General features: G+C 73.1%; 14 protein-coding genes. 7 read left to right on the top strand and 7 right to left on the bottom strand.

Features of this window, described 5'->3' with window-relative positions:
* Positions 1-658 precede the first annotated feature (658 nt).
* Positions 659-1,327 carry a TetR/AcrR family transcriptional regulator gene (locus LPA41_RS23050; RefSeq protein ID WP_229072833.1) on the top strand — a complete coding sequence of 223 codons (669 nt, stop codon included), beginning with the start codon at positions 659-661 and terminating at the stop codon, positions 1,325-1,327.
* A gap of 221 nt (positions 1,328-1,548) precedes the next feature.
* Here LPA41_RS23050 and LPA41_RS23045 read toward each other — a convergent pair whose 3' ends face one another.
* The 4 genes from LPA41_RS23045 to LPA41_RS23030 form a co-directional block, all read right to left on the bottom strand.
* Entirely contained in the window at positions 1,549-2,496 is a 948-nt protein-coding gene (locus LPA41_RS23045; RefSeq protein WP_229072832.1) for a PQQ-like beta-propeller repeat protein, read from the bottom strand.
* Positions 2,497-3,026: 530 nt separating this feature from the next.
* Positions 3,027-3,272 (bottom strand): hypothetical protein, encoded by a 246-nt coding sequence (locus LPA41_RS23040; RefSeq protein WP_229072831.1) that lies wholly within the window; start codon positions 3,270-3,272, stop codon positions 3,027-3,029.
* Positions 3,273-3,416: 144 nt separating this feature from the next.
* A complete protein-coding gene (locus LPA41_RS23035) occupies positions 3,417-4,844 on the bottom strand; it encodes an NAD(P)/FAD-dependent oxidoreductase (RefSeq protein WP_229072830.1) in 1,428 nt (475 codons plus the stop codon).
* On the bottom strand, positions 4,841-6,517 hold the full coding sequence (locus LPA41_RS23030) for a GMC oxidoreductase (RefSeq protein WP_229072829.1): 1,677 nt from the start codon (positions 6,515-6,517) through the stop codon (positions 4,841-4,843). Before LPA41_RS23030 ends, LPA41_RS23035 begins: the two co-directional genes overlap by 4 nt.
* Before the next feature lie 118 nt (positions 6,518-6,635).
* Here LPA41_RS23030 and LPA41_RS23025 point away from each other — a divergent pair, with 118 nt between their 5' ends.
* Positions 6,636-7,658, top strand: coding sequence for an alpha/beta fold hydrolase (locus LPA41_RS23025; RefSeq protein ID WP_229072828.1), 1,023 nt, complete (start codon positions 6,636-6,638; stop codon positions 7,656-7,658).
* 440 nt (positions 7,659-8,098) lie between these two features.
* Here LPA41_RS23025 and LPA41_RS23020 read toward each other — a convergent pair whose 3' ends face one another.
* Entirely contained in the window at positions 8,099-8,314 is a 216-nt protein-coding gene (locus LPA41_RS23020) for a hypothetical protein (protein WP_229072827.1), read from the bottom strand.
* A 150-nt stretch (positions 8,315-8,464) separates the two neighbouring features.
* On the opposite strand from LPA41_RS23020, the gene LPA41_RS23015 reads away from it, so the two are divergent.
* Positions 8,465-9,358: an NAD-dependent deacylase gene (locus LPA41_RS23015; RefSeq protein WP_229072826.1), complete on the top strand. Its 894-nt coding sequence runs from the start codon at positions 8,465-8,467 to the stop codon at positions 9,356-9,358.
* On the opposite strand, the gene LPA41_RS23010 is transcribed toward LPA41_RS23015, so the two are convergent.
* Positions 9,349-9,807, bottom strand: coding sequence for a MaoC family dehydratase (locus LPA41_RS23010; RefSeq protein WP_229072825.1), 459 nt, complete (start codon positions 9,805-9,807; stop codon positions 9,349-9,351). The genes LPA41_RS23015 and LPA41_RS23010 overlap by 10 nt on opposite strands.
* A gap of 122 nt (positions 9,808-9,929) precedes the next feature.
* Between LPA41_RS23010 and LPA41_RS23005 the strand changes: the two genes are divergently transcribed.
* The 4 genes from LPA41_RS23005 (at position 9,930) to LPA41_RS22990 (ending at position 20,290) form a co-directional block, all read left to right on the top strand.
* The gene (locus LPA41_RS23005) at positions 9,930-12,164 is read left to right on the top strand and encodes a bifunctional diguanylate cyclase/phosphodiesterase (protein WP_229072824.1); all 2,235 of its coding nucleotides are present in this window, start codon (positions 9,930-9,932) and stop codon (positions 12,162-12,164) included.
* Positions 12,165-12,364: 200 nt separating this feature from the next.
* Complete coding sequence (locus tag LPA41_RS23000) at positions 12,365-13,879, top strand: MFS transporter (RefSeq protein WP_229072970.1); 1,515 nt, start codon at positions 12,365-12,367, stop codon at positions 13,877-13,879.
* Between the two features lie 14 nt (positions 13,880-13,893).
* Positions 13,894-14,514, top strand: coding sequence for a TetR/AcrR family transcriptional regulator (locus tag LPA41_RS22995; RefSeq protein ID WP_229072823.1), 621 nt, complete (start codon positions 13,894-13,896; stop codon positions 14,512-14,514).
* Positions 14,515-15,352: 838 nt separating this feature from the next.
* Positions 15,353-20,290, top strand: coding sequence for a DUF4011 domain-containing protein (locus tag LPA41_RS22990; protein ID WP_229072822.1), 4,938 nt, complete (start codon positions 15,353-15,355; stop codon positions 20,288-20,290).
* A 37-nt stretch (positions 20,291-20,327) separates the two neighbouring features.
* Here LPA41_RS22990 and LPA41_RS22985 read toward each other — a convergent pair whose 3' ends face one another.
* Complete coding sequence (locus LPA41_RS22985; RefSeq protein ID WP_229072821.1) at positions 20,328-22,145, bottom strand: polysaccharide biosynthesis protein; 1,818 nt, start codon at positions 22,143-22,145, stop codon at positions 20,328-20,330.
* Positions 22,146-22,270 lie beyond the last annotated feature (125 nt).

The following is a 22,270-nucleotide window of genomic DNA, read 5'->3' as shown; positions in this document are numbered from 1 at the left end:
CTCCCCGCCTCAACCGCCCCTCCGCAGCAGGCCGCCCGCCCCGGGCCTCCACCAGCCCAACCACCGGCCAGCCCCAGCCCGCACCGCCCATCAGTCCCAGCCCTCACCACCGACCAGCCCCAGCCCGCACCGCCCGTTTAGTCCGAGCCCCACCGCCGACCAGCCGCAGCCCGCACCGCCGTCAGTTCCAGCCCTCACCGCCGACCAGCCGGAGCCCTCGCCCCCGACCAGCCCCGTCACCATTCGATCGTCCCCCAGTCGATACCGCCCGCGCGGCAACCCGGCTCTGCCGTCCCGGCTGCGGTCGCGCCGCCCATGGCGAGAAGTTGATCTGCTAGCGCTACGAAATCGCTGTGATCATGGGGTCAAAACCGCGATTTCGTAGCGCTAGCAGATCAACTTCGCCGCGCGGAGCCGACGCAGCCGCCGCGGCCACCTGTCCAGGGGTCTCAACGGAGCCGAGGCTGGCAACAGCACGCCGGGCACCTGCGGCTCGCCCGCTGCCACGTCGGCGTCCTGCGCGCCATGCTCCGAGTCCTGGTGCAAACCGGCCCAATAGCCTCCGATCGCCGCTCGACACACCATAGGGACACCCTCCCGGGCGGCCGCCAGCTGCGCCACAGCGAAGATGAGGTGGGTCTCAAGTTAGGCTGGAGGCATGGAGAAGGCCTTGCGCAGCGACGCCCGCCGCAACCGGGAACGCCTCACCACCGCCGCCGCGGCCGTCTTCGGTGAGCGCGGGCTGGACGCCCCGCTGGAGGAGATCGCCCAGCGGGCCGGGGTCAGCGCGGGCACCCTCTACAACCGGTTCGGCAGCCGGGACGCCCTGGTCGACACGGTGATGACGGAGCGGGTCGCGCGCTGCGCCCGCGAAATCGCCGCGCACGCGGAGGCGGCCGGCGACCCGTGGGAGGCGTTCACCCGCTACGTCTGGGGGCTGTGCGAACTTCAGGCGAGCGACCTCGGTCTCAACGACGCGGTGAGCCGGCGCTTCGGCGAGGCGGGTCAGCTCACCGCGATCTGTGACGCGCAGCTGACGACCGCACGGACGTTCGTCACCCGGGCGCAGGAGGCCGGGGTGCTGCGGGCGGACTTCACCACCGAGGACCTGCCCCACATCCTCTGGTCCACCTCGATGCTCGTCCGCGCCACCACCGGGGTGGCCCCGGGCGCCTGGCGGCGCGGCATCGCCCTGATGCTCGACGGGCTGCGCGCCCCGGCCGCGCACCCCCTGCCCGAGCCGCCGATGACTCCCGGCCAGGTGCGCGAGGCGATGCTGCGGCTGGGCGCACACGGCACCACCGGCCGGGGGCGTCCCCGGTCCTGAGAACCGATCACGCCGGTACGCCCACACAGCCGGACGCCCACACAGCCGCACGCCCAGCACGCACGCCCAGCATGCCCGCACGCCGTGCACGACCAGGACGCCCGCACGACCAGCACGCCCGCACGCCATGCCGACCGGCACGACCGTCACGCCCGCACGACCGTCACACCCCCCACGACCGTCACGCACCCACGATCGGCACGCCGCACGACCGGTTCCGATCAGCCGACGGCGATTCCCTGGAAGCCGTCAGCGGTGGCCACCACGGCGTAGCCGCCCGCCACCGCACCTACCGCCCGCGACGCCCCGGCCGGCGGCCGGCCGTAGCCGGTGGGCTTCCCGGTGGCATCGCATGCGGTGGCGAGGTTGCCGCCTTCACGCCGGAACCTCTCCGGTGTGCCCGCCGGGGCGACGTGCCCCTGGTGGTAGTCGAACTGGGCGGCTTTCAAGCACCAGAAGGCGGCTCCGGCCGGCGGCACGGTGACCGTCCCGTCTGTCAGGTCGATCATCCGGTCGCCGCTGCCGAGCCGGGCGACGATCGTGTGCTCGCCGGCCACCGCGGCGCGTTCCAGTCCACCGGCCAGCTGCTCGGACGCGCCGGCGGGCACCGCCCACCGTGTCTTCCCGGTGCGGGGGTCGAAGCCTTCCAGCGTCACGTCCAGGTCCTCGAACGTGATCTTCAGAGGGTCGAAGACGATGTGTTCGCGGCCGCTGACCCGGCACCGGACCGGCTCGTACGGCAGCGGGACCTGGCCCGCGCAGCTCACCACGGTCCCGACCTCCCGCCACAGCACGGCCCCGGTCGCTTCGTCCAGAGCGGCGCTGCCGCTGTCCGGCAGCAGGTCGAAGTCGACGGTCGTGGTCGTCCGCACGCCGCGGCTGAACACCGAGCCGGCGAACACGCCCGCCGCCGCGAGGTGTGTCCAGTTCCAGCCGTTACTGGTGCTGAAGCCGGCCGGAAAGGCGTCGGTCAGCGGTCGCTGCCACCGGATCGCCCCGTCCCTGACCAGCGCGAGCCGCTCGTCCGGACGCCCGCCGAGGTCGTGCAGGCCCGCTTCCCCGACGGCACGGGCGGTTGCCGGGAGCGCGACCCGGTACGGCGTGAAAGCACCGGTGCCGACGTCGAGCCGGTACCCGCGCATCTCCCCGCCCGTCTCGGTGGTCGCCATGGCGCACGCCGCCCGGCCGCCGAAACACTCCCGTCCGGAACAGCGCGGGCGGGCTGCTCTGCTCGACCCGGCCGGTCACCGCGTCGACGATCACCAGCCTGGCCCATTTCGGCCCCCGTTCCGGCACCGGCGTAAGGAACGTCGCGTTGTCGCCGACCTTGTGCGGCAACAACTCGATGCCGACGGTCTGCATGCTCGGCGTCATCTCGCGTTCCCAGAGGACGTCGCCGTCACCGGGACGCAGGCCCTGGGCGTAGACGTGCCGGTCCCGGACCACGTAGGCCACCGCGACACCGCCGGCCTCGATCGGCTGGCCGATCGGCACCATCCCCGTGGTGCTCCAGTCCGCCCGCGCCGCAGCGGCAGCCCCACCGCCGACGCCGGCCGTCAGGGCGCTGCCGGCCGCTACGGCGGTGGCGAGCAGGAAAGTGGTCAAGGAACGCATGGCTCGCCTTTTCGTCGTCTTACTTTTACACAACAGCAGGGAGCCGAAGAAAAACGACTCCCTGCCCGCATTTTCGTATTACTGGTCAGAAGGCGCCACTGACCTCGACGGGACTGTCCGCGAGATCACTTTCGTCATCTTCCTTCGGGTCGTCCGCCGGAACGAAATCGGGGCGTGAATCCCCGACACCGGCCGCCGTGCCGACTTCCGCCACGGGAGATGCCTGCACCGGCGAGGCGACCGCGACGGACATCGGGAGCGCGAAGGCCGCCGCCATACCGGCGACAACGCAAAGTTTGGTTCGCATAGCGATTTCTCCGTTCTTGGACATTTCCTGCCGTGATCCTAGGCACGGACGATTAAACCTGTCCGGCCCTTGGAAATTTCGCGGCTAAAGTCCGACCGAGCCACGGAAAAACGCGAAGGCCTTTGCGTGCGGGCGCGGCATGAAACAGACAGAAATCGGCCGGGACGGTCAGTGGAAGTCGGCCGGGTCGAGGCGGGACGCGCGCCGCCGGTACTCCTGCGCCTTGCCCGGCCAGTTCGTCACGATCCGGCCGGCGGCGGTCCGGTACCAGCTCCGGCAACCCGTCCAAACGCTCGTCGCCAGACGGGACTGGATCTCCTCGTCGTAGCCGGCGGCACGCTCCGCCCGTACCTCCAGAGGCTTCGACCCGGCGGCGATCCGCCGCACCGCCTGCGCGATGTATCGCGCCTGGACCTCGTGGAAGTAGATCACCGAGGTGTTCCCGGTGTTCGTGTTCGGGCCGTAGACCAGGAACATGTTGGGGAAGCCCGGCACGGTGACACCGAGGTAGGCGTGCGCGCCGTCGCGCCAGACCTCGGCCAGGTCCGTGCCGTCGCGCCCGGTCACCCGGATCGGCACCAGGAACTCGGTGGCCGCGAACCCGGTGCCGTAGACCAGCACGTCGCACGGGTGGTGGGCACCGTCGGCGGTACGGATGCCGTCCTCGGTCACCGCGACGATCTTCTCGGTGACCAGGTCCACGTCGGGCCGGGCCAGCGTCGGCAGCCACGCGTTGGTGAACAGCACCCGCTTGCAGCCCATCGGATCGTCCGGGGTGACCTTGGCGCGCAGTTCCGGGTCGCGCACCTGCAGGCGGCGCTGGAGGTGGGAGACGCCGCGCACCGCCGAGTCGGCGAACCGGTTCCCGGTCACCGCGGCGCCGGTCACCAGGGTGAGCAGCCAGGTGCCGGCCCGCGAGGCGCGCATCAGGGCGGGCATCCGGCGGTACGCGGCCAGCCGCGCCCGCCCGTACCGCCGGTCCGGTTTGGGCAGGGTCCATGGCGGGGTGCGCTGGAAGACGGTGACGTGCGCGGCCTGCCCGGCGATCGCCGGCACCAGTTGGATGGCGCTGGCCCCGGTGCCGATCACCGCGATCCGCCGGCCGTCGACCGGCACGTCCGGCGTCCAGTGCGCGGTGTGCACGGCCACGCCCCGGAAGTCGCCGGCGCCGGGCAGCGCCGGGATCGACGGGCGGGACAGCTGGCCGACCGCCGGGATCAGCACGTCGGCCTCGATCCGCTCACCGGCCGCGGTGCTGATCACCCATCGGGCGCCGTCCCAGTCGGCGGCGGTGACCTCGGTGCCGAACCGGGTGCGCGCGGTGACGCCCAGCTCGCCGGCACACCGCTCCAGGTAGGCGAGGATCTCCTGGTGCGGCGGGAAGCGGCGGCTCCACGACGGGTTCTGCGCGAAGGAGTACGAGTAGAGCGGCGCCGGGATGTCGCAGGCGCACCCCGGGTAGGTGTTGTCCCGCCAGACACCACCGATCCGGTCCGCCTTCTCCAGCACGATCAGGTCGTCGTGCCCCTCGCGGAGCAGCCGGGCGGCGACGGCGACGCCACCGAACCCGGCCCCGATGATCACGATTTTCGTCATCGCGGCTTCCCGATCGTCAGTCGCAGCGCGGCGGGGGCGTGCGCCGGCACCACCGGGTTCTTCGGGCTGATCGGTTCCAGCCTGAGGTAGGGCAATGCCATCGCCGGTCGCGGATCCGGGTCCCCGGCGTTCGGCCACAGCGCGACGGCCCGCTCGGCGAGGGCCGTGATGGTCAGGGACGGGTTCACCCCGAGGTTCGCCGACACCACCGAGCCGTCGATCACGTGCAGCCCGTCGTAGCCGATCAGCCGCTGGTACGGATCCACCACCGCCCCGATCGCGCACCCGCCGATGAAGTGCCCGGTCACCGGCCGTCCGACGAGTTCGGTGGCGGCGCCGGTGGCCACGCCGTCCACTTTCTCCGCCACCCGCCGCGCCACGTCGTGCGCGGCCGGCACCCAGACCGGGTTGGGTTCCCCGATGCCCGGCCGGCTGGTCAGCCGCCGCCCGAACAGACCGCGCCGGGTGTGCAACGTGATCGAGTTGTCGAGCGGCTGCATGGCGAGCAGCACGATCGTCTCCTTCGACCAGTTCCGCGGCGAGACGAACAGCCGCCGGTCGCGACCGGCCCGCGCGAGCTGTTTCGCCGCTGCCCACCAGCGCGGGGTCCGCCCGGTGTCGTCGACGAGCACGGTGGCCAGCAGCGCGAGCAGGTTGCTGCCGGGCCCGTAGCGGACCGGCTCCACATGGGTCACCGGGTCCGGATGGATCGATGAGGTGATCGCGACGCCGTGGCTGAAGTCGCGGTCGGCGCGCCGGGTGCGCGCGCCGAGGATGGACTCCGAGTTGGTGCGGCTCAGCTCACCGAGCCGGGCCGGGATCCGGGGCAGCAGCCCCCTGTCGCGCATCCGGTGCAGCAGCCGCTGGGTGCCGAGCGCGCCACCGGCGAAGACGACCTGCCGCGCGGTGAACACCCGCCCGGCGAGGCCACCGGTGCGCCGCGTCCGCACCTCGTAGCCCCCGCCGGTCAGCTGCCGCACGGACCGGACCGTGGTGAGTGGATGGACCTCGGCACCGGCCCGCTCGGCGAGGTAGAGATAGTTCTTGACCAGGGTGTTCTTGGCGTTGCCACGGCAGCCGGTCATGCACGAGCCGCACAGCGTGCAGGTCCGCCGGACGGGACCGGCCCCGCCGAAGAACGGGTCCGGCACCTCGGCGCCGGGTTTCTGGGCGCCTGCGGCGAAGAGGACCCCCACGGGTGTACGGGCGAACGTGTGGCCCACGCCCAGATCGTTCGCGACCGCGCGCAGGGCTTCGTCGGACGCCGTGCCCACCGGGTTGACGGTCACCCCCAGCATCCGTTTGGCCTGCGCGTAATAGGGGGCGAGCTCGGACTTCCAGTCGGTGATGCCGGACCACTGCGGGTCGCGGTAGAACGCGTCCGGCGGCTCGTACAGCGTGTTCGCATAGCCCAGCGAGCCGCCACCCACCCCTGCCCCCGACATGATCATCACGTCTTTGAGCAGGGTGAGACGCAGAATGCCGTAGCAGCCCAGCGCGGGCGCCCACAGGTAGTCGCGCAGCCGCCAGGAGGTCTTGGCGAACTGCTCGTCGGCGAACCGGCGGCCCGCCTCGAGCACGCCGACGCGATAACCCTTCTCGGTCAGGCGCAGCGCCGTGACGCTGCCGCCGAACCCGGAGCCGATCACGAGAACGTCGTAGTCGTCCGACATCGCCGTACCATCACACCGCTATTGGCAACATGTCAACAACGGGTTTCAGGTCTTGCTCGCAGCGCGGAATCCGGTCCGCAACCCCCAGCCGTGATCCGCTTTCGGGCAGGCTGACCCGATGGCAGAGCTCTCCTATGAACGGCGCGGCTCGGGCCCGGTCCTGGTGCTGATCCACGGCCTCGGCAGCCACCGCCAGGTCTGGTCCCCGATCCTCGACACCGCCGCGCGCCACCGCGACGTGATCGCCCTCGACCTGCCCGGTTTCGGCAGCACCCCGCTACCGGCGGTGGGCCCTGGCCTGCGCGGCCTGACAGGCACCCGGCCCGGCGCACGCTCCGGATCACCCGGGGCGGGCGGCGCGGCGCCCAGGTCCGCCTCCGGGTCGCGCGGTCAAGGCGGTACGGGGCCCAGCTCATCACCCGGGCCGGCTGGCGCGGGCCCTCAATCGTCTTCCGAGTCGCGCGGAGTGGGCGGCGCGGGCCCTCCATCGTCTTTCGGGTCGCGCGGGGCGGGCGGCACCGGGCCCGGGTCCGTCGGGCGGTATGCGGATCAGGTCGCCGCGTTCCTCGATGGACTCGGCGTGCGCGCCCCCGAGATCGCCGGCAGCTCCCTCGGCGGCGGCGTGGCCCTCGAACTGGGGCGGCGCGGCCACGCCCGGGCCGTCACCGCGTTCGCCCCCGTCGGTTTCTGGCACACCCCCGGCCGCCTCTGGTGCCAGACTGTGGTCACGGCCGCCCGCGCGGGCGCGGAACGCCTGGACGCCGCCCTGCCCCGGATCCTGAACTCGCGGGCCGGCCGGTCCGCGTTCTGCGCGCCCTTCTACGCCCACCCCGGCCGGCTGCCCGCCGCCGACGCCCTCGCCGCGGCCCGCGCACTCGCCGCCGCCCCGGGTTTCGCCGGCGCCCGCGACGCGTTCAGCCGGTTGCGGCCGTGGCAGTTCGCCGAGATGGGCGAGCTCACCCGGATCCCGGTCACCATCGCCTGGGGCACACGGGACGCGATCCTGCCGTACCGCACCCAGGCCCGCCGGGCCCGCACAGTCCTGCCCACCGCCCGCCACGTCACCCTCCCCGGCTGCGGCCACCTCCCGTTCGCCGACGACCCGGCCCGCTGCCTCGCCGCTCTCGGCATCCCCTCGTAGCCCAGGCCGGCCGCCTCGCCGCCCCGGGCATCAGCTCGTAGCCCAGGCCGGCTACCTCGGCGCCCCGAGCATCAGCTTGCAGCCCAGGTCGGCTGCCTCGGCGCCCCGGGCATCAGCTCATAGTCCCGGCTCCACCGGCGCGCCGGCACCATGTTCCCCTCCCCGCGACCACCGTGTGCTTCTGGCGGCCCGGGGTGTCCCTATGGTCTGGTCAAGCAGCCGCGCGCTCCCTTGTGTCCAGTCCCTGGCAGCCGCGATCCGCGACGTTGCGTCCACACGGCGAGAAGTTGATCTGCTAGCGCTACGAAATCGCTGTGATCATGGGCCTGAAACCGCGATTTCGCTCCGCTAGCAGATCACTTCTCGGCCGGGACGGCCGCATTCGGCGCCACCGGGACCGGACAGGGCACGGTCCTGGGGTGGCCGCCGGGGTGCGGCGGTCACGAGCGGGTCAGCCAGGTGACCAGCATGATCAGGAGGAAGAGGCCGCCCGCGGCCAGGGTGACCGCGGCGACCAGCGTGCTCACCTCGGACTCGGAGCGTGGTGGGCGCCCGCCGGGGGCGGTCCAGTCCTCGACGACAGCGAAGACACGGGTACCGGCGTGCCGTACCCGTCGTTTCCAGATCCGGGCCGAACGGGGTCGTGCCGGGGTCACCGACGATCCACTCCGGACATTCGGCCCACCTCCACGCACCGCCTCGGTCGAGGAGGTCAACGACCCATGTGCGGATCGGTGATGCGGCCGGCGGCGCGTCGCTGGGACACTCCGTGCGGGGGATACGGAATGGCACGGGAGAGGGATCGGATGACGGACCTGCAGGAGGCGGCGAAGCTGCTGGCCGCGGCGCAGCGCGTGGTGGTGTTCACCGGCGCGGGCATCTCGGCGGAGAGCGGCGTGCCCACCTTCCGGGACGCGCTGACCGGATTATGGGCGCGGTTCGACGCCCAGGCGCTCGCCACCGCGCAGGCCTTCCGGGACGACCCGGATCTCGTCTGGGGCTGGTACGAGTGGCGCCGCCACCGGGTCCGCAGCGTCCACCCGAACGCCGGGCATCTGGCGGTCACCGCGATCGAGGCCCGCGCCGAGCACACCACCCTGGTCACGCAGAACGTCGACGACCTGCACGAACGCGCCGGCTCAGCGAACCCGGTGCACCTGCACGGCAGCCTGTTCGCGCCCCGCTGCGCCGAGTGCGGCACGGCCGCCACGGCGCCCAGCGACAAGGCCGGCGACAAAGCCGGCGACAAAGCCCATGACCAGGCCGAAGACAGGGCCGGAGGCCGACCAGGCGGCCCGACCGGAGGCCGGCCAGGTGACCTGGCCGGCGATGCGGAGGAGCCGGACCAGGGCCGCCGGATCCGGCCGCCGGTCTGCGCGCGCTGCGGCGGCCTGATCCGGCCGGGCGTCGTCTGGTTCGGTGAGTCGCTGCCGGAGGCGGCCCTGGAGTCGGCCGCCCGGTCGGCGTCCGGCTGCGACGTGCTGCTGACCGTCGGCACGTCCGGGCTGGTCTACCCGGCCGCCGAGATACCCCGGCTGGCGGCCCGCGCCGGCGCCGCCGTGATCCAGGTCAACCCGCAGCCCACCCCGATGGACTCGGTGGCCCTGGTCAGCCTGCGCGGCAGCGCCGCCCGGATCCTGCCCGACCTGGTCGCCGCCGCGTGGCCGGACACGGAGGCCGACCGTGGCCGTCAGGCGTAGTGCCGGTAGACCGGCCGCGCCACGCACGCCGGCTTGTCGGAGCCGTCCACCTCGACCGTGAAGTCGAAGGTGCTCTGCACGCCGTTGCCGGCCACGTCCTCGACGCTTACCACCGACGCCCGCAGCCGGATCTTGGCGCCGACCCGGACGGGGCTCGGGAAGCGCACCTTCTCCAGGCCGTAGTTGACGCCCATGGTGATGCCCTCGACCGTCAGCAGCGAGCTGAACAGCGGGATGACAAGCGAGAGCGTCAGGTAGCCGTGGGCGATCGGACCGCCGAACGGCCCGGCCTTGGCGCGGTCCACGTCGACGTGGATCCACTGGTGGTCGCCGGTGGCGTCGGCGAACGTGTTCACCCGCTCCTGGGTGATCTCCAGCCACTCGCTGTGGCCGAGGTCCTGGCCGGCGAGCGACTTGAGGCCGTCGAGTCCGTTCACGATGGTCGTCATGGATGTTCCTTTCCGAGGAGCGGTGTTGCGGCAACCAGCCGAGCCTCACATCCGGCGCCGCTTCGCGCCACCGCGGGAATCGCCGGTTCAGGATCCGGACCCGGGCGGCCGATGGGTACGGCATGGGCACCCGCGCCACCACCGGCCCGCTCCGGCACCTGTGGTGGATCTACCTGCTCGTCGCCTCGGCGGCCGCCGTCGTCTACCTGGTCACGCCACTGACCGCCGCCACCCGGTGGATCTATGTGGTGGTGAACTGCACGGCACCCGTCGCCACGTGGTACGGCCTGGTCCGTAACACACCGCAGCGCCGGACCGCCTGGCTGCTGATCACCGCCGGGCTGGCCGCCTCGGGGCTCGGTGACGTGCTGTTCGCGAGCTGGACCGCCCGTGACCTGCCGGCGCCCTTCCCGTCCGGCGCGGACGTCTTCTACCTGCTCGGGCACGTCGCGATCGCGGCCGGGACGGCGACGCTCGCGGCCCGGGCGGGACGGACCGCCTTCATCGACTCGGCGGTGATCCTGGCACCCCTGGCGGCTCTCGCCTGGATCCTGGTGGCCGAACCGGTCCGTACCGTCGGCGGCACCACCGCGGCCCAGTTCGTGGCGGTCGCGGCCCCGGCCAGCACGCTTTTCGTGGTCTACTGCGCGCTGGCGCTCGCCCTCGGCGTCCAGTTGCGCACCCCGGGCGTACGCGCCCTGCTGCTCGGTCTTCTCGCCTGGTTCGTCTCGGACGCGCTCTACACCCACCGCAGCCTCGCCGGCACCTACACCGAAGGCGGTCCGATCGACCTGGGCTGGATGGCGATGCCGATCCTGCTCGCCACCGCAGGCCTGCACCCGTCGATGGTCACGACCACCCCGCGCCGTTCCACGCTGGTGATGCTCACCGTGCCGCGGGCGGTCACCCTGTTCGCCGCGTCGCTGGTGCTGCAGACCCTGCACCTGTTCTGGGAGCCGCCCGACGACACCGCCCTGATCCTGGGTTCCGCGGTCTCGATGACGCTCGTCGCGGTCCGGCTGATCGCCCCGATCCACGAACTGGCCCGCCGCGCCGGGCACGACCCGCTGACCGGGCTGGTCAACCGCAGTCTGCTGATGGACCGGCTCGCGCTGGCGCTGAGTTCCCTGCCGGCGGACGGGCGTACCCGGGTGGGTCTGCTCTTCTGCGACCTTGACCATTTCAAGACAGTCAACGACAGTCTCGGCCACGACGCCGGTGACCAGCTCCTCGTCGCCATCGCCGCGCGCCTGCGCGGCGCCGTCGGTGCCGGTCACCTCGTCTGCCGGCTGGGCGGTGACGAGTTCGTCATCCTGATGCCCGCGGTCACCGACGAGGAGGCCATCGAGATCGCCGACCGGGTGGCCGGTGACCTGGGCCGGCCGCTGCATCTGGCCGACGGCAGCGAGTTCTTCGCCTCCCTGTCGATCGGCCTGCGCACCACGGGTGACCCGCGGGCCGCCCCGGAGGACCTGCTCCAGGACGCGGACACCGCGATGTACCAGGCCAAGGCTGCGGGCCGGGGCCGGATGGTCCGCTTCGACGTGCAGCGGCGGGCCGAGGCCGCCCAGCGCCTGCGCCGCGACGCCGACTTCCGCCGGGCCCTGCATCACCCGGGCGAACTGTTCTGCGTCTACCAGCCCGTGTTCCGGGTCGACGACGGAACCCTCAGCTCGGTCGAGGCCCTGGCCCGCTGGGAGCATCCCGGCGACGGCGTGCTGCCGCCCGCCGCCTTCGTGCCGGTGGCCGAGGCGACCGGCACCGTCGCGCAGCTCTTCGCCGCGGTGCTCGAGGAGTCCCTGCACGAGCAGCGCACCTGGTACAACCGCACCGGCCGGTGGATCCCGGTCGCCGTCAACCTCTCCCCCCGCCAGCTGGACGCGACGACGGCGGACACCGTTCTCACGGCACTGCACCGGGCCGGCAGCCCGGCCGCGGCACTCACCCTGGAACTGACCGAGACCGGCCTGGCGGACCCGGCGACGGTGGACGCGGCGCTGGGCCCGCTGCGCCGGGCCGGGGTGAAGCTGGCGGTGGACGACTTCGGCACCGGGTACTCGTCGATGGCCCGCGTCGCCGACCACGGCTGGGACATCGTCAAGATCGACCGGACCTTCGTGTCCGGCATCTCCCGGGACCCGGCCCGGCGTTCCCTGGCCGACGCGATGGTGGGGATGGCGCACGCGCTCGGCATGGCCTCGGTCGCGGAGGGGGTCGAGGACCCCGCCGATCTGCGGGTGCTGCGGGAGCTGGGCTGCGAGTTCGCGCAGGGCTTCCTGCTGGCCCACCCGATCGACGCCGCCGGCATCCTGGACCTGCTCCCCCAGCCCGTCACGCACGGGCCACCGGCCGGGTGACGGGGCACACTTCCGATACGAGACCGTTCCGTTTTGCTCGGCATGGGGTTAGGTTGCGAAGCGATACGGAACGGTTCCGTTTCGCAAATATTTCGGGGGCACCGCACGTGCAGAACAACGACCCGGCGCGCCGCGACACCGCGGGGACCGCTCCGGAACAGCCGCCCGCCGGCCATCCGCGGCGCTGGGCGATCCTCGGAGTGCTCGTCATCAGCCTGCTGGTGGTGGTGCTCGACAACACCGTGCTCAACGTGGCGATGCGGACCATCGCCGACCCGGAGAAGGGCCTGGGCGCGAGCCAGAGCGAACTCGAGTGGGCGATCAACTCGTACACCCTGGTCTTCGCCGGTCTGCTCTTCACCGCGGGCATCCTCGCGGACCGCATCGGCCGCCGGATCTCGCTGATCGCCGGACTGATCATCTTCGGTCTGGCGTCGCTGTTCTCGGCGTACGCGACCACGCCCGACATGCTGATCGCCGCCCGCGCGGTGATGGGTCTCGGCGCCGCCGCCGTCATGCCGGCGACGCTCTCGATCATCGCGAACGTCTTCGACCCGCGGGAACGGCCGCGGGCGATCGGTGTCTGGGCGGGCGCGGTCGGCCTGGCCGTGGCGATCGGGCCGGTGCTCGGCGGCGTACTGCTGGAGCACTTCTGGTGGGGTTCCGTCTTCCTGATCAACGTGCCGATCGTGGTGGCCGGGGTGGCCCTGGTCGCCGTGCTGGTGCCGGAGTCGCGTGACCCGAAGCCGGGACGCGTCGACGTGCTCGGCGTGCTGCTGTCGATCGCCGGCCTGACCCTGCTCACGTACGGCGTGATCAAGGGTGGTGAGGACGGGTTCGGCGAGCCTCTCGCCTGGGCGCCGCTGACCGCCGGGCTGCTGGTGCTGGCCGGGTTCGTGCTCTACGAACGGCGCATCCCGTTCCCGTCGCTGGACGTGCGGCTCTTCACGAACCGGCAGTTCTCCGCGTCGACCGGCATCATCGGCCTGGTCTTCTTCGCGGCGATGGGCTCGATGTTCTTCGGCGCGTTCTACCTCCAGATGGTCCGCGGTTACGGCCCGCTGGCTTCCGGCGCGCTCTTCGTCCCGTTCGCGCTCGGCCAGATGATCTTCGCGCCGGCCAGCGCGTCGATGGTCAAGCGGTTCGGACCGAAAGCGGTCAGCACGGTCGGCCTGCTGCTCGTCTCGGCCGCGCTCGCGACCTGGGTGTTCATCGGCGTGGACACGCCGATCTGGCTGGTCGCGGTGGCGTTCTTCGTGCAGGGCGTCGGCATGGCGAACGTGATGCCACCGGCCACCGAGGCGATCATGTCGGCGCTGCCCCGGGAGAAGGCCGGCGTGGGTTCGGCGGTCAGCAACACGATCCGCCAGCTCGGCGGCGCCCTCGGCGTGGCGGTGCTCGGCGCGGTCGTCTCGTCGGTCTACCGGAACAACCTGGCCGCGCCGGCCGGGCTGCCCGAGGCGGCATCCGACCTGGCCCGGGAGTCGATCGCCGGTGCCTACGCGGTGGCCGGTCAGGCCGGGCCGGCCGCGTCCGCGCTGCTGGCCGACGCCAATGCGGCGTTCGTCACGGCGATGCACTGGGCGGCGGTCGGCTCGACCGTCTTCGCCCTGCTCGGCACCCTGGTCGCGGCCCTGTGGCTGCCCGGGCGCAAACCGGCGGACGCCACGGCGCCGGCCCCGGCCGATGAGCCGGGCGCGTTGGTCGAAGCGTAGATCACTCGTTCACAATGAACGCCATGACCAGCACCGCCGCACCCGGGACCGGCCAGGAGCGCAAAGCTCCCGGCCGGCCCCGCAACGCCCAGGCCGACGAGGCGATCCTCGACGCGGTGCTGGACCTGCTGAGCGACGGCCAGAGCGCCGCCGCCATCTCGATCGAGGCGGTGGCGGCCCGGGCCGGCGTCGGCAAGGCCACGATCTACCGCCGCTGGCCGAACAAGGAGGCACTGCTGATCGACGCGGTGCGCTCGATGAAGGGCCCGCTGCCCGAACCCGCCGGCGTCTCGGTCCGGGAGGACCTGATCGCGCTGATCAAGGCGAACCGTACGCCTCGCGCCCAGCGCTACGGCAAGGTCACCGCGTGCCTGCTGCCGGAGCTGATCCGCGACGACGAACTCGCCCGGATGTACCAGGCCTTCGTCGAGCCGCGCCGCGAGGTCACCCGCCAGGTCCTGCGGCGTGGCATCGAGACCGGCGAGCTCCGCGCCGACCTGGACATCGAGATGACCCAGCTGATGCTCTCCGCGCCCGGCATGATCCAGTCGATGCTGCGGCTGAACCTGGCGGTCCCCGAGGAACGATTCGCCGAGACACTCGTCGACGCGGTCCTGAGCGGCGCACGAGCCTGAACCGATCACCCGGCACGCCGGCCCCGGCCGGTCCCCCGGCAAGCGGCACGCCGGCCCCGGTCGGTCGCTCGGCAAAGCGGCACGCCGGCCCCGGCCGGTCCCCCGGCAAGCGGCGCGAGTGCACCATGCCAGCGCAGCACCGCACGGACCCGATCGTGCACCGCGGTCCCGATGGCGCTGCGCCCCAGCCGACCGGGCCATCGCCGGCCCGCCGCCCCGATCAGATGGCGACATGGTCACCGGCGCCCACTCGGCCGCCGCGGTCAGTGCCACCAGAACCGGCACCAGAGCCGCGCGGCAGCGATCGCCCCCGGCACCCTCGCGGACAGTGATCGGTGCCCGACCGGCGTTGTTGATCTGCTAGCGCTACGAAATCGCGGTGATCATGCCTTGATCACCGCGATTTTGCGTCGCTAGCAGATCAACAACTAGACGGGGACGGCGTCGCCGGGGCCGGATGGGGCACGGGTTAGTGCGGGGAGTTACCGGGACGGGGGCCACGTGCGCGGTCGGGGGGCGTGGCGAGGGGCCGATCCGGCCGGCCGCACCCACCACCGACCGCGAGGCGGCGCCTCCCGCCGGCTGCGGCTACTACGACCACGAGCAAACCGACTCGGCCGGCCGCACCTACCGACGGCAAGGGGCCAACCCGGCGGGCCGCATCTACCGGCCGCGAGGGTACCCGTAGGCGAGGGAAGACGACCGGCGGGCCCGCAGGCGAGGAAGGCGGCGGGCGCCGGCATGCTGGAGGCCCCTCGGCGCAAGCTGACACGCGGGAGGCGGCACGCGGTTGCCGATTCGCCAGCGAAAACAGGTTCACTTAAGTTGCAATCGGGACATGAGAGATGACCCGTCCGATTCCGCACAGGCACGGACCGAGGTCCGGGCGGCGCTGCACGCGTGGCGGGACAGCCTCGTCGACCTCGGCGACACGAACCGGCTGATCAACTTCCCGACCGACCATCCGGATCTGGTGGAGGTGGTCGGCCCGGAGCCGGAGGCGGTGGTGAGCACCCTGCACCGGGGCGGGGAGTGTGCCCTGGCCGGCACCGGCGCCGACCCGCAGCGGCTGGCCGCCGAGGACGTGCTGCGCACCGAGATGCCGGACCTGTCGCTGGACGCGGTGCTGCGCCGGATGATGAAGAAGGCCCGGCAGGAGTACCTGGACCGGGGCGTCTCCGTGCTGCACCTGGTGCTGGGCCTGCTGCGCTGGCGGGACGAGGAGGAGAACCCGTTCGCCAGCCCGGTCCTGCTGGTCCCGGTGGAGCTGGTCACGACCGGGCCGGGTGATCCGCCGCGGCTGCGGCTGCGCGACGAGGAGACGGTCGTCAACCCGGCGCTCGCGATCCGCCTGCGCCGTCTCGGCATGGAGGCGCCGGCCCTGGACGGGCACGGCGAACCGGACGTCGCCGGGCTCTGGTCCCGGCTGCAAGGGGTGGTCGCGCGGCGCCGCGGCTGGCACGTGGAACGCACCGTGCTGCTCTCCTGCCTGACCTTCCACAAGGAGGCGATCTACCGGGACCTGCTGGTCAACGAGGACCGGATCCTCGCGCACCCGGTGGTGCAGGCCCTGACGACCGGCACCGGGACGACAAGCGTCCCGACAGCCGGCACCGGGACGACCGGCGCCCGGCAGACCGGCACCGGGGTGGCCGGCGCCCGGCAGACGGGGGCGTTCCGGTTCACCCCGATCCCGTCGTCGGAGATCGACCGGCTTGCCGCGCCGGAGCACGTACCGCTGGTCCTGGACGCCGACGCGTCCCAGCGGGCCTGCATCGCCGCCGCGGTGGCCGGGCACAGCTTCGTGATGGACGGTCCGCCCGGCACCGGGAAGTCGCAGACCATCGCCAACATGATCGGCTGCCTGCTGCACGCGGGGAAGCGGGTGCTGTTCGTCTCGGAGAAGGCGGCCGCGCTGGACGTGGTGCATCACCGGCTGGTCGAGGCCGGGCTGGACCGGTACGTGCTGGAGCTGCACGGGCACAAGGCCGGGCGCAAGGAGGTGGCGACCGCGCTGGCGGCCGCGCTGGACGACACGCCGGCGCCGCACGACGGGCCGGACGCGGTGGACCGGCGGGGGACGCGGGAGCGGCGGGAGCAGCTGAGCGCGTACGCGGCCGCGATGAACGAGATCAGGCTGCCGCTCGGCCGCAGCCTGCACAACGTGCTGGGCGTGTGTGCCCGGCTGCAGGACGCGCCGGCCGCCCCGGTCCCGGTGGTCGCGCCGGAGGCGGTGACCCCGGAGGCGGTTCGCCGCATCCGCCAGGCCACCGACCGGCTCGCCGCGGCCTGGCGCACCGTGGTGGCCCGCGACGACCTGCCGTGGCGTGACGTGGCCCGCCGCGAACCTCTGGACCCGGCGTTGTCCGCCGCCGAGCGGGCGCTGGCCGGGCTGACCCGGGCGGTGCTCGCCGACCGGGCGCCGGTGGAGGCGTTCGGGTTGAGCGGCACCCAGGACGCCGGCACCCTGGCCCGGCTCGCCGCGCACACCGGCAAGCGGCCGCCGCACGTCCGGGACGAGTGGCTGACGTCGGCGTCGCTGGACCCGGTGCGGCAGGCCGCCGCGGCGCTGGGCCGGGACCTGACGACGGTCCGGGCGGCCCGGGAGGCGGCCACCCGGCGGGCCGGCATCTCGTGGTCGGCCCTGCCCGACCCGGCGGGCCTGCCCGAGGTACCGGATCTGAGCGGGCTCACCCCGCCGCCGGTGGATCTGGAACCGCTCACCGCCGCCGAGGCGGACCGGCAGGCGCGGGCCTGCACGGAGGCGGCCGACACCCTGGAACGGCACCGGGCCACCGTCGACCGGGTCACGGCGAAGCTGGGCCTGCCGAACGCGGTGAAGGTCGCCGACATCGGGCGGGTCGCCGACATCGCGGAACTGGGGTCGCGCACGCACCGGCCGGAACCGTTCTGGTTCGGTCCGGGCGTGGCCACCACTGTCGCCGCGGGCGCGCAGGCCCTGCGGCGGGCGCTGGAGAACCTGGTCGCCGCGGAGATGCGGGCCCGGCCGTTCTTCGCCGAGGCGATTCTCACCCAGCCGGTCGAGGAGCTCGCCGACCGGTTCGCGCGGGTGCACCGGGGGTGGCGCAAGCTGCTCGGCGCGTACCGGCGGGACCGGCGGATCATCGCGGCGTTCGTGCTGCCGACGGCCGCGGTGCGGGACGCGCTGCCCCGGCTGGAGACGGCGGTGGCGTGGCAGCGGGCCCGGCAGGACCTGGCGGCGGCCGAGTCGGCGTACGGTGCGGCGCTGGGCCGGTACTGGCAGGGCCCGGCCACCGACTTCACCGCGATCGACGAGGCGCTGTCCGTCGTGGAGACGGGTCTGCGGGCCGCGCCGCCGGCCGGGGTGCAGGCGGTTGCCGCGTACGTCTGCTCGCCGGAACCTGATCCGGAGCTGATCCGCCTCGCCACCACCGCCCGGGACGCGGTGCTCGCGAAGCATCCCGGCCCGTACGCCGCCGACCGTCCCGAACTGCTCAACGGCCCCATCGAGACCGCCGTGACCTGGTTGCGCGCGCACGCCACGGCGCTGGTGGCGGTGGCCGGGGTGGTGCACGCCTACGACGTGGCGACCGGCCGGACCCTGACCTTCGCCGAGGTGGCCCGGCTGGCCGAGCTGCGCCGTGAGGTGGCCGCCGCGGAGTCGTCGATCGCGGCGCACGCGGGCGGTTACGCGACGGTCTTCGGCGACGCCTACCGGGGTGGCGAGACCGACGAGGCGGCCCTGTCCGCCGCGGTGGCGTGGGCGGCGCAGGCGCGGACCCTGCTCACCGGCGCCGAGCAGCCGCTCACCGGGACTCAGGCGGTGGCGCTGCGTGACCTGCGCCCGGTGACCGGCCTGGACGAGCTGGCCGCGCAGTGGGCGCAGGCCCGGGAGGCGGTGCTCGCCGCGTTCGGACCGACCCGCCGCGCCGAGCTGGAGGCGGAGCTCGGCGACCACGACCGGGCGCGCGCCTTTCTGCAGCGGATCCGGGGGGACGCGGACGGCCAGGAGGAGTGGTTCGCCGCGCTGGACGCCCGCGCGGTGCTCAGCGGTCACGGCCTGGACGGCGTGGTGGAGTTCTGCGCCGACCGGGGGCTCGACGCCGAGCAGGTGCCGCCGGCCGTGGAGCGGGCCCTCTTCCGGGCCTGGGCGGACGCGGTCATCCAGGCCGACCACCGGCTGCGGCCGTGGCGGTCCGCCGACCGGGACCGGCTGGTCGCCGAGTTCCGGGCGCTGGACGGGCTGCTCACGGCGGCCGCGGTCGACGACATCGCCGAGTCCGTCGCGTCACGCCGGCCGGACACGGGCAGTGCCGGCGGCAGCAGCCCGGCGGCCGACCTGTTGCGCCGGGAGGCGATGAAGGCCAGCCGGCACATGCCGGTGCGCGAGCTGATCGGTGCGGCCCGTGACCTGGTCCTGGGTCTGCGGCCGTGTTTCCTGATGTCGCCGCTCACGGTGAGCCAGTCGCTGCCGGCGGACATCAAGTTCGACGTGGTGATCTTCGACGAGGCGTCCCAGGTGACCCCGGCCGACGCGATCAACTGCATCTACCGGGGTGCCGCCCTGATCACCGCGGGCGACGACCGGCAGCTGCCGCCGACCTCGTTCTTCGACCGGGCCCTGGGTGCCGGCGAGGAGCCGGAGCAGGAGCTGGCGGTCCTCGACTTCGAGTCGATCCTGGAGCTGGCGAAGGGTTGCGGCGCGTTCGGCAGCATCGGCCTGAACTGGCATTACCGCAGCCGGCACGAGGCACTCATCGCGTTCTCGAACCACGCCTTCTACCAGGGCCGGCTCAGCGTCTTCCCGAGCGCGAACGGCGCCGGTTCGGGCACCGCGGGCCCGGACACCGGTGTGGCGCTGCTGCCGGCGGGCGGCGTCTACCGGCGCAGCAGCACCCGGGACAACCCGGTCGAGGCGGAACGGGTGGCCGAGCGGATCGTGCACCACTTCACCACCCGGCCGGGGTTGTCGCTGGGCGTGGTGACGTTCTCGATCGCGCAGGCCGAGGCCATCGAGCGGGCCGTCGAGATGGTCGCGCAGGGTCGCCCGGAGCTGGAGCGGATCCTGGACGACGACCGGCTGCACGGCTTCTTCGTGAAGAGCCTGGAGGCGGTGCAGGGCGACGAGCGGGACGTGATGATCTTCTCGATCGGGTACGGCTACGACGAGACCGGCAAGATCAGTGCGAACTTCGGCGCGCTGAACCGGCCGAACGGCTGGCGGCGGCTCAACGTGGCGATCACCCGCGCCCGGTACCGCGTGGAGATCGTCACCTCGATCTCGGCGCGCGACGTGCCGGACACCGACAACGAGGGGGTACGGCTGCTCGCCGCCTACCTCGACTACGCGGAACGGGGTGCGGCAGCCCTCGACATCCCGGCCACCGAGCGGGCGGCCGCCGAACCGGACGGGCCGTTCCAGGAGTCGGTGATGCAGACCGTGCGGTCCTGGGGGTACCCGGTGCAGGCGAACCTGGGCTGGGCCGGCGGCCGGGTCGACCTGGGCGTGCGGCACCCGGACCGGCCGGGTGCCGGGTATCTGCTCGGCATCCGGTGCGACGGCGCGGCGTACGGGGGTTGCGCGGCGGCCCGGGACCGGGACCGGCTCAGTGAGCAGGTGCTGCTCGGTCTCGGCTGGAACCTGCACCGGATCTGGGCGATCGCCTGGTACCGGGACCGGGCGAGCGAGGAGGCCCGGCTGCGGGCGGCGCTGGAACTGGCCGCCGGCGGGCCCCGCGCGAAGCTCACCGAGCGGCGGGCCTTGGTGGCGGTGCCATCACCCGCCGGCAAGTGAGGGACCCCGCCAAGCCCGCGGGCAAGTGAGCGGAACCCTACGAGGCCGCGTGCAGGCGCCGGGGTTCCGGCGCGGTGCAGAGACCGGCGAGCGTGTCGACCACGCTCGCCGGTTCGGCGCCCGGGTCCAGCACCCGCAGCCGGGCGGCGTCCAGCGGCGGCACCGCGACGTGCGAGATCAGCGGATGGTACGGCCGATGGTCGCGCTCGCCGGCCCCGAAGAGCGTCTCGGCCAGTTTCTCGCCCGGCCGCAACCCGGTGTAACGGATCTCCACCGGGGTCCGGGCCAGCTGGACCATCTGCCGGGCCACCTCGGCGATCCGCACCGGCTCGCCCATCTCGAGGACCAGGGCCTCACCGTCCCGGCCGATCGCGGCGGCCTGGATGACCAGGTGCACGGCCTCCTGGGTGGTCATGAAGTACCGGGTCACGTCGGGATGGGTGACGGTCACCGGGCCGCCGTCGGCGATCTGCGCGCTGAACGTGGTGAACACCGAGCCGCGGCTGCCCAGCACGTTGCCGAAGCGGACGCTGAGGAACATGCCGGGCCGGTGGCTAGCGGTCCATGCGGTGAGCCGTTCGGTGACCCGCTTGGAGTAGCCGAGCACGCTCGTCGGGTCGGCCGCCTTGTCGGTGGAGATGTTGACGAACCGTTCCACGTCCCGGGCCGCGTCGAGCACGTTGAGGGTGCCCAGCACGTTCGTCTTGACCGCCTCGCCGGGGTACCGCTCCAGCAGCGCGAGGTGTTTGAGCGCGGCCGCGTGGAACACCACCTCGGGCCGGCGGCTGTGGAAGATCTCCCGGATCCGCCCGGCGTCGCGCAGGTCGGCCAGGATCACTGCGGGGTCGTCGAGCCGGCCCAGCGGGTCGATGGAGAGCTGCACCGCCTGCAGGGCGCTCTCGTCGCGGTCCAGCATCATCAGCTCGGCCGGCCAGAAGTGGTGGATCTGCCGGCACAGCTCCGAGCCGATCGAGCCGCCGGCGCCGGTGACAAGCACCCGCTTGCCGGTCAGGTAACCGGCGATGGCGTCCAGGTCGGTCTCGATCTGGTGCCGGCCCAGCAGGTCGCTGACCTGCACGTCACGGATGTCGTCGACGGCGACGGCGTGGTCCATCAGCTCGCTGACCGAGGGCACCACCTTGAAAGCGGCGCCGGCCGCGACGACCCGGTCCCGGACCGCCCGGACCAGCTCGGCGTCGGCGTTGGCGACGGCGAACACGAGGGTGCCGGCGCCGGTGCGGGCCAGCACGTCCCCGATGTCGTCGCGGGCGCCGAGCACCGGCACGCCGGAGATCTCCAGGCGGCGTTTGTCCGGGTCGTCGTCGAGCAGGCCGATCGGCAGGTACCGGCCGTTCGGGTCCTGGAGCATCGAGCGCACCAGCACGGCGCCGGCCTCGCCGGCACCGAAGAGCAGCACGGGCGCCGCGGTCCGGCGGTCCGGCCGGCGGCGGCGCTGGCGGCGCACCCGCTGCGCGTACCGCACGGCGAGCATGAGGACCAGCGCGACGGCGCCACCGACGAGCGGCGCCAGCGCGGGCACCGGGTGGCGGAACAGCAGCACATCCAGGACGAGCAGCGCGCCCGCGGTGCCGGCGGTGGTGACCGCGACGGCACGGACCTCTTCGAAGCTGGCGTACGGGTACCGCCCGCGATAGAGGTGCCGGGCGTGGCCGATCGTGAACTGCAGGACGACGGCGAGCGCGCCGGCCAGCAGCAGTCCGGCGAGCCGGCGCCGGGTGAGGTCGGTGCCGTACCGGGCGAGCACCGCGGCGAACAGGCCGGCGGCCCAGGCCACGGCGTCCAGGGCCGCCGGGAGGAGCCGGCGGTTATGGAGAAGCCAGGCGCGTACGGGCAATGTCGTCCCTCCCGCGTCAGACAGCCGGTCAGCGCGACGGTATCACCATATTTTGGGCGGAAAGCGGACTTTACCGATCTGCCACCTCGGCCGGTGATCCGAACTTATCGTGACAAGCAGCCAGG

Origin of the sequence: Actinoplanes sp. DH11 (assembly GCF_020873875.1) — a bacterium.
Lineage (GTDB): Bacteria > Actinomycetota > Actinomycetes > Mycobacteriales > Micromonosporaceae > Actinoplanes.
Note: the sequence above shows the minus strand (reverse complement) of the source record. Positions and strands in the feature narration are given on the sequence as shown.

Coding starts and splice junctions, on each gene's coding strand:
- LPA41_RS23015 (WP_229072826.1), top strand. CDS start 8,465: ATGACGGACCTGCAGGAGGCGGCGAAGCTGCTGGCCGCGGCGCAGCGC.
- LPA41_RS23010 (WP_229072825.1), bottom strand. CDS start 9,807: ATGACGACCATCGTGAACGGACTCGACGGCCTCAAGTCGCTCGCCGGC.
- LPA41_RS23030 (WP_229072829.1), bottom strand. CDS start 6,517: ATGTCGGACGACTACGACGTTCTCGTGATCGGCTCCGGGTTCGGCGGC.
- LPA41_RS23050 (WP_229072833.1), top strand. CDS start 659: ATGGAGAAGGCCTTGCGCAGCGACGCCCGCCGCAACCGGGAACGCCTC.
- LPA41_RS23045 (WP_229072832.1), bottom strand. CDS start 2,496: ATGGCGACCACCGAGACGGGCGGGGAGATGCGCGGGTACCGGCTCGAC.
- LPA41_RS23005 (WP_229072824.1), top strand. CDS start 9,930: ATGGGCACCCGCGCCACCACCGGCCCGCTCCGGCACCTGTGGTGGATC.
- LPA41_RS23040 (WP_229072831.1), bottom strand. CDS start 3,272: ATGTCCAAGAACGGAGAAATCGCTATGCGAACCAAACTTTGCGTTGTC.
- LPA41_RS22990 (WP_229072822.1), top strand. CDS start 15,353: ATGAGAGATGACCCGTCCGATTCCGCACAGGCACGGACCGAGGTCCGG.
- LPA41_RS23025 (WP_229072828.1), top strand. CDS start 6,636: ATGGCAGAGCTCTCCTATGAACGGCGCGGCTCGGGCCCGGTCCTGGTG.
- LPA41_RS22995 (WP_229072823.1), top strand. CDS start 13,894: ATGAACGCCATGACCAGCACCGCCGCACCCGGGACCGGCCAGGAGCGC.
- LPA41_RS23035 (WP_229072830.1), bottom strand. CDS start 4,844: ATGACGAAAATCGTGATCATCGGGGCCGGGTTCGGTGGCGTCGCCGTC.